This window comes from Fibrobacter sp. UBA2449 (assembly GCF_002342555.1).
In the GTDB taxonomy this organism is placed as follows: Bacteria; Fibrobacterota; Fibrobacteria; order Fibrobacterales; family Fibrobacteraceae; genus Fibrobacter.
The window spans coordinates 306387-319981 of the sequence record NZ_DDQF01000010.1; the positions used below are offsets into that span (position 1 = coordinate 306387).

General features: G+C 55.8%; 10 protein-coding genes. 6 read left to right on the top strand and 4 right to left on the bottom strand.

Going from position 1 to position 13595, the window contains the following annotated elements; genetic code table 11:
• The first annotated feature begins 95 nt into the window (after window positions 1-95).
• Entirely contained in the window at window positions 96-2417 is a 2322-nt protein-coding gene (locus B4B27_RS07245; protein ID WP_290725127.1) for an NADP-dependent malic enzyme, read from the top strand.
• Window positions 2418-2459: 42 nt separating this feature from the next.
• Here B4B27_RS07245 and B4B27_RS07250 read toward each other — a convergent pair whose 3' ends face one another.
• The 3 genes from B4B27_RS07250 to B4B27_RS07260 all read right to left on the bottom strand — a co-directional run bounded on the left by B4B27_RS07250 (window position 2460) and on the right by B4B27_RS07260 (window position 7305).
• A complete protein-coding gene (locus B4B27_RS07250; RefSeq protein WP_290725130.1) occupies window positions 2460-3080 on the bottom strand; it encodes a hypothetical protein in 621 nt (206 codons plus the stop codon).
• A gap of 317 nt (window positions 3081-3397) precedes the next feature.
• Window positions 3398-5491 (bottom strand): glycoside hydrolase family 5 protein, encoded by a 2094-nt coding sequence (locus B4B27_RS07255; protein ID WP_290725132.1) that lies wholly within the window; start codon window positions 5489-5491, stop codon window positions 3398-3400.
• 188 nt (window positions 5492-5679) lie between these two features.
• Window positions 5680-7305, bottom strand: coding sequence for a cellulase family glycosylhydrolase (locus tag B4B27_RS07260; protein WP_290725134.1), 1626 nt, complete (start codon window positions 7303-7305; stop codon window positions 5680-5682).
• Between the two features lie 241 nt (window positions 7306-7546).
• On the opposite strand from B4B27_RS07260, the gene B4B27_RS07265 reads away from it, so the two are divergent.
• The 5 genes from B4B27_RS07265 (at window position 7547) to B4B27_RS07285 (ending at window position 12284) form a co-directional block, all read left to right on the top strand.
• On the top strand, window positions 7547-8683 hold the full coding sequence (locus B4B27_RS07265) for a dTDP-glucose 4,6-dehydratase (protein WP_290725136.1): 1137 nt from the start codon (window positions 7547-7549) through the stop codon (window positions 8681-8683).
• The gene (rfbC, locus tag B4B27_RS07270) at window positions 8683-9246 is read left to right on the top strand and encodes a dTDP-4-dehydrorhamnose 3,5-epimerase (protein WP_290725138.1); all 564 of its coding nucleotides are present in this window, start codon (window positions 8683-8685) and stop codon (window positions 9244-9246) included. Before B4B27_RS07265 ends, rfbC begins: the two co-directional genes overlap by 1 nt.
• A 63-nt stretch (window positions 9247-9309) precedes the next feature.
• Entirely contained in the window at window positions 9310-9753 is a 444-nt protein-coding gene (locus B4B27_RS07275) for a low molecular weight protein-tyrosine-phosphatase (RefSeq protein WP_073113508.1), read from the top strand.
• Complete coding sequence (locus B4B27_RS07280) at window positions 9753-10898, top strand: polysaccharide biosynthesis/export family protein (protein WP_290725142.1); 1146 nt, start codon at window positions 9753-9755, stop codon at window positions 10896-10898. The genes B4B27_RS07275 and B4B27_RS07280 overlap by 1 nt, the downstream gene beginning before the upstream one ends.
• Window positions 10899-10904: 6 nt before the next feature.
• Entirely contained in the window at window positions 10905-12284 is a 1380-nt protein-coding gene (locus tag B4B27_RS07285; protein ID WP_290725144.1) for a mannose-1-phosphate guanylyltransferase/mannose-6-phosphate isomerase, read from the top strand.
• A 110-nt stretch (window positions 12285-12394) separates the two neighbouring features.
• Here the strand turns inward: B4B27_RS07285 and pheS are convergent, their stop codons facing one another.
• Window positions 12395-13417 (bottom strand): phenylalanine--tRNA ligase subunit alpha, encoded by a 1023-nt coding sequence (gene pheS, locus B4B27_RS07290; protein WP_072801315.1) that lies wholly within the window; start codon window positions 13415-13417, stop codon window positions 12395-12397.
• Window positions 13418-13595: the final 178 nt, after the last annotated feature.

Below are 13595 nucleotides of genomic sequence, written 5' to 3' on the forward strand. Positions count from 1 at the left end.
TCCCCTTTCCCCTCCTTGTAGAAATGTAAACTTTTTTCTATATTTGGCCCCGAAATAGAATTCCGCGCGGTAATGGCCGGCGGAAAGGAGCCAAGATGAGCAAGGATTTGAAGGAACAGGCGCTCGAATACCATTCCATGGGCAAGCCCGGCAAGATCGAAATCGTGCCGACCAAGCCGCACAGCACCCAGACGGACTTGGGCCTCGCTTACACTCCGGGCGTTGCCGCCCCCTGCCTCGAAATCGAGAAGGATAACAACCTGGCCTACGAATACACGGGCAAGGGCAACCTGGTCGCGGTGATTTCTAACGGCACTGCGGTTCTTGGCCTCGGCGATATCGGCGCCCTCGCGGGCAAGCCGGTGATGGAAGGCAAGGCGCTCCTGTTCAAGATTTACGCGGGCATCGACGTCTTTGACATCGAAATCAACGAGAAGGACCCGAAGAAGTTTATCGAAATCGTGAAGGGTATCGCCCCGACGTTCGGCGGCATCAATCTGGAAGATATCAAGGCTCCGGAATGCTTCGAAATCGAGGACACGCTCAAGGCCGAACTCGACATCCCCGTGATGCACGACGACCAGCACGGTACGGCCATCATTTCTTCGGCCGGCCTTTTGAACGCCATCGAGGTTGCGGGCAAGAGCATCCGCGACGTGAAGATGGTGGTGAACGGTGCCGGCGCTGCCGCCTGCGCCTGCACCCGCCTGTACTTGTCGCTCGGCCTCAGGAAAGAAAACCTGGTGATGTGCGACAGCAAGGGCGTTATCCGCAAGGACCGCAAGGGCCTTACCGAGGCGAAGGCTTTCTTTGCGACTGACCGCACCGACATCGAGACTCTTGAAGATGCCATGAAGGGCGCCGACGTGTTCGTTGGCCTCTCGAAGGGCAACATTCTGACCCGCGAGATGGTGCGCAGCATGGCCGACCAGCCGATTGTTTTCGCGCTTGCGAACCCGACTCCCGAAATCAGCTACGAAGAGGCGATGGCGAGCCGTGGCGACTTGATTTTTGCGACGGGCCGCAGCGACTACCCGAACCAGGTGAACAACGTCATCGGTTTCCCGTACATTTTCCGCGGGGCGCTGGACGTGCGCGCGACCTGCATCAACGAGCACATGAAGCATGCGGCCGTGCGTGCGATTGCGGCACTTGCGCACCAGCCGGTGCCCGACGTGGTGAACATCGCCTACAACGCGCAGCGCTTTACCTTCGGCAAGGAATACTTGATTCCGAAGCCGCTTGACCCGCGCCTGCTTACGGAAGTTTCTATCGCCGTCGCGAAGGCGGCCATCGAGAGTGGGGTGGCCCGCAAGCCGATTACCGACTGGGATGCCTATTACGACAAGCTTCGCGACATGATGGGCTACGACAACAAGCTTATCCGCCAGTTCAGCGATACGGCCCGCAGCAACCCGAAGCGCGTGGTGTTCGCCGAGAGCAACCTGAACATGCTCAAGGCTGCCGTGCAGGCAAAGGTGGAAGGCGTTGCACACCCGATTGTGCTCGGCAACCCGGAACGCATCCAGATTATCGCCCAGCGCGAACAGCTCGACCTTACGGGCATCAGGATTGTGAACCCGCGCTCGCCCGAGGAATTCGAACGCCGCCGCAAGTACGCGACGATTTACGCCGAGGAGAACGGCCGCAACGGCGTGACGCTCGACGAGGCCCGCGACGACATGTTCGAACCGAACCATTTTGGCATGATGATGGTCAAGACGGGCGATGCCGACGCGTTCATTACGGGCGGCTACTCCAAGTACAGCGAGACGATTGAACTTGCGAAGGAAATCATCGGCATCCGCGAGGAATACAAGCACTTCGGTGCAATGCATATCCTGAGCACGCGCAAGGGAACGTTCTTCCTGGCCGATACGCTCGTGAACCGCGACCCCGATGCCGAAACGCTCGTGGATGTCGTGAAGCTCACACACGACGCGGTGCGGTTCTTCGCTCACGAACCGGTGATGGCGATGCTCAGCTACGCGAACTTCGGCAGTGACAAGGAAGCGGCCCGCGGTACGGCAAACAAGGCCCGCGATGCGGTGAAGATGATTCACGAGCAGTTCCCGGACTACATAATCGATGGCGAAATGCAGGTGAACGTGGCGCTCGACAAGCAGCTGCGCGATACCAAGTACCCGTTCAACAAGCTCAAGGGCCAGACGGTCAACACGCTTATTTTCCCGTGCCTCTCTTCTGCAAATACGACCTGCAAGATGCTCCTCGAGATGGGTGTGGGCGAGTCCATCGGTCCTGTGCAGATGGGCCTGAACAAGCCAGTGCATTTCACCGACTCCGACGCCTCCGTGCACGATATCTTCAACCTGACGGTCGCCGCCGTGATCGACGCGATTGTGCAGGAGAAGAAGGACGAGGAAAAGAACAAAAAAAAATACGACCGCATGTGGTAAAACATGCGGCGCTGTTACAAGGTCGTTTAGCCTAGAACTGGATTATCTTGTCCAAAAGCTCTTGATGAACCTGTCGTAATAGGTGCTGGCAGTTGCTTCGGTGTCGAAACCCTTTGACGTTGTGATGAGAACCGTGTCCTTCCCGTGGATGATACGGTGGACGCCGATGAATGCAAGGTTGTTTGTGCAGGTGCTATAGTACTCCACCTCAGCTTTGTTGTCACCCTGGTTCGTCGAAACGCCGGCATTGTTATAATACTGGTTTAGCTGACTTTTCCTGACCGGGTATATGTGGCTTTCGATATGGGGCTTGCTGTACGGAACCATTGTCTTCTGTTTGCTGTCATATACCAGGACTTCTGTTTTGACTAATCCCTTCATTTCTTTGCAAGACCCATCTGCTTTGTATTTTTTTTCGATGCTTGTTGATGCAATCATCCTTACGGGAAATTGGGTGACGGTTTTTTCGGAAGGGAAGGTGTCGGTCTTGTACGTCTTCTTCAGAAGAGCAAATTCGCCTTCGCTGTCCGAGGCTTCTTCGGCAAGAACCGTGCTGCCGTTCTGAAGCTGCTCTTCGGCGCTTCCGACTTCTGTTCCGGTGGAGGATTCCTGCGAACATGCGAACAGGATAGCAGATAGTGCTACTAGGGGGATGTATTTCATTATAACTCCTTGCTGTTAAATTGTTGGTAAAATTAAATATAAAGGAATTTTTTGCAATTCGTTGTTAATTTGTTGGTTAAAAAGTGCATAAATAATTTTTACATGCTTGCTTAATTTACAATATTGTATTTAAAACGTTTTATTTATCTTATAATTCTCTTGTTCTTAATTCTTGATATAAAATAATTAATTTGTGTGTTTTGCTATGTTGGTTTGTGCAAATGAAAAATCCCCCGCGGCGTTCGCTGCGGGGGATTTCCACACATCCAAAGGATTTTTGTCTGGCTAGAACACTCCAACCTTGCCAGGCAATAAATTTACTTCAGAATGACCTTCTGCACGAGCTGCTGGCTGCCCTGGCGAACGATGAGCATCGCCACGCCGCGGTAGGTGCTGCGCAGTTCAACTGCGTTCGCGCCCTTGCTTGTGCTGAAGCTCTGCTGAGCGATGACTTCGCCCTTGGTGTTCAGGAGCATCGCCTTGGCCATGCCGGCGGAGGTGGTGCTGAACGAGGCGGTCACGAGGCCCGGCTGCACGTTCACGAACATCTTGGACGTTGCGGCGACTGCTGCGGGCTTGATGGCGCTGGTGCCGCTGATGGGGACGACCTTGGCGGTTGCGATACCTTCGGCCTGCGGTTTCTTGTCGAAGTCGTCGATGATTTCGGTAGAACCGTCGGCCTTGATGCCCTTGATGTAGTCAAAGACGATGGTGCCGGTGACCTGCGTGCCGTAGAGGTTCAGGCCGATGGCGTTTGCGGAGTTGAGGTCGGTCGGCTTGGTGCGGAAGTCATCCCACTTGATCTGGAAGGTCTGGAACTTGGATCCGTCGAGTTCCTTGTCGGCCTGTTCCATAACGGGCGCGTCGAACCATGCCCAGCTGCTGCCGGTCATCATGAAGAGGTCCATGGAAGTCCAGCCGTATTCGCCGCAGCCGTCGCCTGCGCCGGTGCAACCGCCCGCGGTGGTGACGGAGCCCTTCAGGCTGATTTCGATGCCGACATACTTGGAAAGGTCGGTGTTCGAACCGGAAAGGTTGATACGGAGCGTACCCACTTCGCTGGAGTCGGAGGTTAAGGTTTTGTAAGTGAGCTCGGCACCCTTGCCTTCGCCTTCAGGAATGTCGGGGTTCTGGTTGACAATGGAATCAATGCTGTTGCCCGGGAGAGCGGCCAGGCCGTATGCTTCACGCATGGCGTTCAAAGTTTCAAAGTCGGTAATGTCGCCCACGTTGCCGCCGAACTTGTTCACCTGGCGGCGGATAATGGTGAAGTTGCCGTCGCCTTCGTCACCGGTATCCCACACGCAAGGAACGAGACCGTTCTTCTTGGCTGCGGTGACCGTGTAGCCGTACCAGGCGGCACGGGCCTTCAGGTGGGCCTTCAGGTTGTCACCGGTGAGGGAGAAACGCTTGACTGCGCCCATTTCGCCAATCACGACCGGGATTCCCTTGTCGTAGAAACGGCTCTTGAGTCCGCCGAACAGTTGGTCGATGGAACTCTTGGAGCCGAGTGCGGAGCCGGAACAGGTGTGTGCTGCGTCATTGCCCGGAGTCTGGTCTTCCCAGTAGTAGAACATCTTGCCCCAGTCTTCGTCACCGCCGGTCATCAGGGAGAACTGATACGGGTAGAAGTGGACTTCGGCCATGGTGTAGCCGTCGCCTGCCGGGTCGGTCGGATATATGGATGCGAGAAGCGGAGACTTGTCAATTTCGGTACGCGGGGCCTGCACGACCACGATACGGGTGGCGTTGTTGCCGCCGGTAGAGCGCACGGCCTTGAGGCATGCTTCGTGATAGCTCTTGAGAACCTGCATACGGGTTTCGTCAAATGCCCACTGACCGTTGTCCGCACCGCCGTTCCACGGGTCGTTCACGCCCGGTTCGTTGGCGGATGCGAAAATCAGGTGTTCGTCGTAGGCGGCGAATTTGGTGGCGATCTGCTTCCAGTAGCTTTCCTGCTTGGCGGCAACTGTTGCTGCAGAAATAGTCACTTCGCCAGTCTTGTCGAAGCCCTTGCCGTCGAACACGTGGTCTTCGAGCCAGCCTCCGTCCCAGTGGCTGTTCAAAATGGCGTACATGCCGTTGTTGATGACGAGATCGACGACGGTCTTGACGGAATCGAGCCAGCCGGCGTTAATGGTGCCGTTAGAAGCGTGGCTGTCCCACGCGCAGGGGATACGCACGGTGTTGAAACCGGCATCCTTGATGGCCTTCACGTAGGCGGCGTCCGGGAAGGGGTTGCCCCATCCTGTCGGGCCTCCCTGGTTGCCCGGCACTTCCATCGTGTTGCCGATGTTGTAGCCGAGACCCATGTCGGGGTAAATCTCGGTCGCCTTGGGGAGGGCGAACGCTGCCGTGCTGGCGAGAGAGAGCGCGCCGAACACGATTCCAAACTTTCCGATACCAAACATTTTGACTCCTTATATGGTATGTGCGGGCATGGCTTGCCCAGCTATTGTTTTCCTTGAAATTAGATTCTGTGGGTGCGTTTTAAAAGAAAAATGTGCATCCGCACGTTTTTTGCGGTGTAGAACACTCAACGGGCGTTCAAGGCTTAAATTGCCGTTTCTGGTCGAAAATCGGCAATTTTGCCAAAAAATTATTTCACCTGCACACGGAGGGTCTGCGAACCGCTACGGGCGATATACACGCCCTGACGGAGCCCGCGCAGGTCCATTTCGCTATGGCCACTTGCGATTTTCGCGCTGGACACACGCACCATGTTGCCGTTCAGGTCGAACAGGCGGATGGCTGCGTTCGAGCGGAGCGTGCTTCCGTCGCGTACGAGATTCGCGTTGACGTGACTGCCCGCGAGAACGTCTGGCGATATTCCTGTCCAGCCGCATTCCGGAATCATCGCATCGCAGGGGGGGATTCCCGAACTGCTCGAAACAGGCGCGATTGCGGAACTGCTCGACGGCGGAGTGACTGTGCTACTGCTCGAAGCCGGATTCGTGCCACCACCCGTGATGAAGTCTTCCACGTGCGTCACACCCGTGTTGTTGTAGTTGCCGAGGTTATACACGCTGCGCATCGCATTGATGACGTCGGTTTCGAGCACCTTGCCCACAGGGCTGCTCTGGCGGCGGATATAGGCCATGTTGTCGTAGCCGGAGTTGCTTTCGTTGCCCATGTCCCAGAGGATGGGGGTGAGCCCGTACTGCTTTGCTGCAGAAACCACGTCCTTGTGCCACTGCACGCGGCCCTGCTTGTGTAGGTTCAGGTCGTTGCCGCTCAGTTCCGGAGAACGAACGTTTGCACCGAATTCACCGACAATCACCGGATAGCCCTTGTCCACGTAATTCGTCTTCATCTTGGCGAACTGTTCCTGCGGATGGGTGATGCTTGCAAGTTTGGAATCGATGGAGCCTGCCCACGCATTGTAGCCCGCGTTGCGCTTGGGCTCGCTTGCCTTCTGGTAATTACCGTAGTAGTACTGCGGCATAATGGGCTCGCTCGCACCCCAGTTCTGTTCGCTGGTCATGAGCGTGTACTGGTACGGGTCGTAGTAGTGCACCTCGAACATCAGATAGCCTGTTACCTTGTCCTTAGGGAACGTGCTTACGGGCGCGTTCGCGACAGATTTGTCGATGTCGGTGTTGAGACCCTGAATAATCAAGGTGCGTGTTTCGTTGTTTCCGCCGGTGGCGCGCACTGCGTCGATAAACGTCTGGTAGTAGTGCATCAGCGTGCTTACGTGCTGGGCCGTCCAGGGGTCCACATTCGGGCCGGGTTCGTTTGCGCCCGCGAAAATCAAGCGCTCGTTGTAGTTCTTGAATTTGTTCGCAATCTGCGTCCAGTACGTCTTCATCTTGTTGTCAACAGTCGAGTTGACGCTCGTGCCGATGTTTGTCTGGAACCAGCCGCCTTCACCCTCGTGGTGGATGTTCAAAATCGTGTAGAGGCCCGCGCGCATCGCATAGTCGACGACCGTCTTCACGGAATCGAGCCAGGTCTCGGTGACCTTGCCGCCGCTCGTGTGGCTATCCCATGCGCAGGGAATGCGCACCGTGTTGAAGCCTGCCGCCTTCACGGAATCGAGCAGGGCCTGCGTGGGGAAGGGGTTGCCCCATGCGGTCGGGTTGTTCGGCACCTCCATCGAGTTGCCGATGTTGAACCCCATGCCCATGTTGGCCTGGACCTGCTTTGCGGTGGGGAGCGCCGCCGTTGCAGAGATTGCGCCCGCGATGGCGAAAATGGCTGTTTTTGCGAGAATTTGCTTCATTTGGATTCCTCTGAAAGTAACCCTAATACCACTACACGCCTCAAATGTATATTGAAAATGGCAGGAGTGCGCGAAAAATTGACGGCCCTGCCCAAATACTATTGAACGATTTGCAACAAAGTGTAAATGGAAATTTACGATTGCAGGTGAAAAATTGGTTTTTTTCGCTCAAAAAGCGATATTTCAACTTGGAGCGGCGGGCTGCAACTTCTATATTATCCCCAAATAATTGGAGAATCGCATGAAACGATCCATTGTCATTACCGGCGGTGCAGGTTTTATCGGAAGCCACGTAGTTCGCCTCTTTGTGAACAAGTACCCGGAATACAAGATTATCAACCTCGATAAGCTTACCTATGCGGGCAACCTCGCGAACCTCAAGGATATCGAGAACAAGCCGAACTACAAGTTCGTGAAGATGGACATCTGCGACTTCGACGCGTTCTACAAGCTTATGCAGGACGAACATGTAGACGGTATCATCCACCTGGCGGCAGAAAGCCACGTGGACCGCTCCATCAAGGACCCGTTCACGTTTGCCAAGACGAACGTCATGGGAACTTTGAGCCTGCTTCAGGCTGCGAAGCTCTACTGGGAATCATTGCCCGAAAAGTACGAGGGCAAGCGCTTCTACCACATTTCGACCGATGAAGTCTATGGTGCCCTCAAGATGAACCACCCGGAAGGCATCACGCCCCCGTTTACCACGACGGCTAGCTCCAGCGAACACCACCTGGCGTACGGCGACGACTTCTTCTACGAGACGACGAAGTACACGCCGCATTCTCCGTATTCAGCCAGTAAGGCAGGCTCCGACCACTTCGTGCGCGCGTTCCACGACACCTACGGCATGCCGACGATTGTCACGAACTGCAGTAACAACTACGGCCCGTACCAGTTCCCCGAAAAACTCATCCCGCTTTTCATCAACAATATCCGCCACAAGAAACCGCTCCCGGTTTACGGCAAGGGCGAAAACGTGCGCGACTGGCTCTTCGTGGAAGACCATGCCCGTGCCATCGACGTGATTTTCCATAACGGCAAAATTGCCGAGACGTACAACATCGGCGGCTTCAACGAATGGAAGAACATTGACATCATCAAGGTCGTCATCAAGACCGTCGATAGGCTGCTCGGCCGCGCGGAAGGCGAGGACATTAACCTCATCACCTACGTCACGGACCGCCTGGGCCACGACGCGCGTTATGCCATCGACTCCACCAAGCTCCAGAAGGAACTCGGCTGGGAACCGTCCTTGCAGTTCGAGGAAGGCATCGAGAAGACGGTGCGCTGGTACCTCGACAATCAGGAATGGCTCGACAATATCACGAGCGGCGACTACGAGAAGTATTACGAAAAAATGTACGGGAACAGATAATGGGAAAGTTTAACTTTATCAAAACCTCCATCGAGGGCGTGACAATCATCGAGCCGACGGTCTATGGCGACCATCGCGGCTACTTCATGGAAACCTACAACAAGGGCGAGTTCGACGCCGCTGGCCTCAATATGGTCTTCGTGCAGGACAACGAGTCCAAGAGCAAGAAGGGCGTGCTCCGCGGACTCCACTTCCAGAAGAAGAATCCGCAGGGCAAGCTTGTCCGCGTGATCGAAGGCGAAGTCTTCGACGTGGCGGTGGACCTGCGCAAGGGTAGCCCGACGTTTGGCAAGTGGGAAGGCGTTACGCTCTCTGCCGAAAACAAGAAACAGTTCTACATTCCCGAGGGATTTGCGCACGGTTTCGTGGTGCTCAGTGAAACTGCGACTTTCGTGTACAAGTGCACCCGCCTCTACGACCCGAAGGACGAAGGCGGCCTCATGTGGAACGACCCCGAAATCGGCATCAAGTGGCCGGTGGGCAACGGCTTTGAACCGCTTCTCTCCGAAAAGGACACGAAGAACCCGCCGCTCAAGGACCTGGGCTTCGCGTTTGAAGTGTAATTCCTTTTGTCATGCCCGCGCAGCCGGGCATCTCTTATGATATAATTTTCTAATTTAAGAGCAATGAAGCATATTTTAGTTGTCTGTACGGGAAATATTTGCCGTAGCCCCACGGGAGAATACCTTTTGAAAAAGGAACTCGGTGAGGGTTTTGAAGTCATGAGCGCCGGGCTTGGCGCCTTGGTGGATCATCCTGCGCACGAAATCAGCCAGAAGATCGCTCTTGAACATGGTATTGATATGAGCGCGCACCGTGCTCGCCAAATAAACCTGGATATCCTCAAGTGGGCGGATCTTGTCCTGGTTATGGAAAATGGGCACAAGGCGGAACTTTTGCGCCGCTATCCGGCCCTTGGCGACAAGGTCCATCGCTATGGCGAGGCTCAGCAGGTCGATGTCCCCGACCCCTACCGTAGGCCCGAAAGTGCTTTTGTGTTGGCTTGGAACTTTATTTCTAAACTGACCCCTTATTGGGTCGAGAAGATTAAACAGAGCGAGGCTCAATAATGAAAAAATTGAATCTTTTGCTTGCTGCCGGTGTTGCCCTCGTCATGGGCGGCTGCTCGCTGGGCCCCCACATGCGAATGTCGGTGCCGGAAGGTGATGCGGAAGGATCCGCCGAATACAACGGCATCAAGGTGGTTGTCCACTCTATCGAAAACGGTGATTTTGGCACGGGCACGGCTGCTGCCGGTGATTCTGCAAAGTCGGATTTCGGCGAGCTTGCAGAACTGTTCGTGGATTCCCTGCCGAGTCTTGAATACCGCATCGGTCCTCTGGACATGGTCCAGGTGGTCGTTTGGGAACACCCGGAACTCACGTCCCCGATGGGCCAGTATCAGCCTGCCGGCCAGCGCGTGACGACCGATGGCACGCTGTTCTACCCCTATGCTGGCGAGATTAAGGCCGCGGGTCTTACGGCGCAGGAACTTCGTGCCGAAATCACGAAGCGCCTTTCCGACAAGATTTTGAACGATCCGCAGGTCGATGTGCGCGTGACGGGTTACAACAGCCTCAAGGCGTTTATCTCCGGTGCAGTGAACAAACCGGGTTACATTTCCTTTAACGAACTTCCGATGACCATTCCTGCAGCGATTGCTGGTGTGGGCGGCTTTGCTGAAGAGGCCGACCCCTCTGGAATGCAACTGCGCCGTGGCGACAAGGTCTATAGCATCAATTACCTCGATGCCTTCAAGGCGAACCTCCCGCTCGACAAGATTCTCCTGAAACCGGACGACCAGATTTTCATTCCGACTCTCAGCGAGACCCAGAAGGAAAATCGCGTGTTCGTGATGGGCGAAGTCGCAAGGACCGGTGCCGTGAACGTGAACCAGGGTAAGCTCTCGCTCGTCGAGGCATTGGCTGCGGCTGGTGGCCTGCAGACGACATATGCGTCTTCTAAGTCTATTTATGTTATCCGTAACACTTCGGAAAAGCAGATTGACGTGTATCATCTGAATGCGAAGAACGCGATGGCGCTCGCGATGGCCGAACGCTTCAACCTGAATTCGCGCGATGTTGTCTATGTCGATGCTTCCGATCTTGGTACGTGGAACCGTCTCGTGAATTTGATCTTGCCTACGGCATCGATCATAAACTACGGGGCTAGCACGACTCGTAACATTGAGCTGATTTCTAGAGATGGGTGGTAATAGATTATGATTAACCTTATCCTTTGTGGCGGTTCGGGCACGCGCCTTTGGCCCGTGAGCCGTTCCCTCATGCCCAAGCAGTTTGCCCCGCTCTTTGACGGGCAGTCCCTGTTCCGCAAGACGGTCGTCACGAACGCCGCCGTCTGCGAGTCGCAGTTTATCGTCTCGAACGCCGACCAGTTCTTCCTCGCGAAGGACCAGCTCGAAGTCGAAGGCATGACCGGCAGCAAGTTCCTGCTGGAACCCGTGGGCCGCAACACTGCGCCCGCGATTGCGCTTGCCTGCCTTACCATGGATCCGGAAACCATCGTGCTCGTGTCCCCGTCGGACCACGTAATCCGCAAGAAGGACGAGTACAAGAAGGTTCTCCTCCGTGCGCAGGAACTCGCCGAGGCGGGTAACCTCGTGACGTTCGGCATCACGCCCACGAGCCCCGAGACGGGCTACGGCTACATCGAGGCCGATGGCGAGAACGTGAAGCGCTTCGTGGAAAAGCCCGACTTGGCGACCGCCGAGAAGTACCTGCTCGCAGGCAACTTCTACTGGAACAGCGGCATTTTCTGCTTCAAGGCGAAGACATTCCTCGCGGAACTCGGCAAGTATTCTCCGGAGATGCTCGCCGCCGCACAGAAGGCGCTTACCAACGCGACCATCGAGGACGGTGAACCCATCCGCATCAACCGCGACGACATGCTTGCCATTCCGAGCAACTCCATCGACTACGCCGTGATGGAGAAGTCCAAGAAGGTGAAGGTCGTGCCGAGCGACATCGGCTGGAGCGACCTCGGAAGCTTTGATAGTTTGTATGGGGAATACCCGCACGACGAGAACGGCAACAACGTGAACCCGCGTCATATCGCGGTGGGCTCGAAGAACTCCCTCGTGATGGGTAGCCAGCGTGCCATCGCGACGATTGACCTCGACAAGATGCTCATCGTTGACACTCCGGACGCTTTGCTCGTGGCCCCGCTTAGCAGCAGCCAGAAGGTGAAGAAGGTTGTGGAAGAGCTCAAGCAGCGCGGCTCCGACCTTATCAACGTGCCGCAGACGGTGAGCCGCCCGTGGGGAACCTACTCCGTGCTCGAATCCACCGAACGCTACAAGATGAAGCGCATAGTGGTGAAGCCTGGCAAGCGCCTCTCCCTGCAGAAGCACCTGCACCGTTCCGAACACTGGGTGGTTGTGAGCGGTACCGCAACCTGCACTGTTGGCGACAAGGTGTTCTATGTGCGCCCGAACGAATCGACCTACATCCCGGTGGGTGAAGTTCACCGCCTGCAGAACGAAGGCCGCCTCCCGCTCGTGATCGTGGAAGTCCAGGTGGGCGAGTACACCGGCGAAGACGACATCATCCGCGTGGAAGACGACTTCCACCGCTGCAAGTAACAAGCGTCATCCCCGCACAACAATTGTCATCCCCGCGAAGGCGGGAATCTCTTTTTTGTACAAGAAAAGCGGGCCGCAAAAGCCCGCTCTTTTCATTTCTTTCGTCTAACCTAAAACTGACTCAGGAATCTCTGGTCGTTGCTGGTCAGGAGTCCGATTTCCGGGATGGCGTGGCGCAGCATGGCGATACGGTCGAGACCGAAGCCGAATGCAAAGCCCGTGTACTTCTCGGAATCGATGCCGCAGTTCTTGAACACGTTCGGGTCCACTGAACCGCAACCGCCGATTTCCATCCAGCCGGTTCCCTTGCAGCGACGGCAACCCTTGCCACCGCAGAACACGCAGCTCACGTCCATTTCGGCGCTGGGCTCCGTGAACGGGAAGAAGCTCGGACGGAAACGCGTCTTGACGCCTTCGCCGAACAGCTTGTTCATGAACACCTGCAGCACACCCTTGAGGTCTGCAAAGCTGATGTTTTCGTCCACCACGAGGCCTTCGCACTGCTGGAACATCGGGGCGTGGGTCGCATCGTTATCCACACGGAACACGTGGCCCGGGGCAATCATGCGGAACGGCGGCTTGTGCGTTTCCATGTAGTGGATCTGCGTGCCGGAAGTATGCGTACGCAACATCACCTTGTCGTCCACGTAGAAGGTGTCCTGCATGTCGCGGCTCGGGTGGTCGGGCGGCGTATTGAGCGCCTCGAAGTTGTACCAGTCCGTCTCGATGTCGCGACCGAAGTCCACTTCGAAACCCATCTGGCTAAAGAAGTCGATAATCTCTTCGCGCACGTCGTAGAGCGGGTGCGTCGAGCCCGCCGGGATGCCTGCACCCGGGAGCGTGGTATCTACAAAGCCGCTTTCCAGTTTCTTCTGGAGGGCGGCCTGGTTCGCAGTCTCGATAGCCTTGTCGATTGCCTCGGAGACGGCGACCTTAAGTTCGTTCACGAGCTTGCCGTAAGCCGGGCGTTCCTCGGCGCTCAAGCTCCCCATCTGCTTCATGAGGTCGGTCACGGCACCCTTCTTGCCCAGGTACTTCACGCGGAGGTTGTTGACGGCTTCTTGGTTCGTAAGGTCGGTCTGCGCAAGTTCTGCGTCAAACGCCTGCTTCACATTGTTAATAGCTTCACTCATAGTGCGGGTAAAGATAGAAAATAGACGAGAGACGAGAGGCGAGAGGCGAGAGAAATTTTTATGGTTTTTGCGCGTAGCGCCATTTTTCTCTTTTATCTTTCGTCTGTAGGACCGAAGGTCCGTTCTTTCGTCTAAAAAAAGGGGGAGGTCTCCCCCCCACCTAAAGGTGGCCATGTAC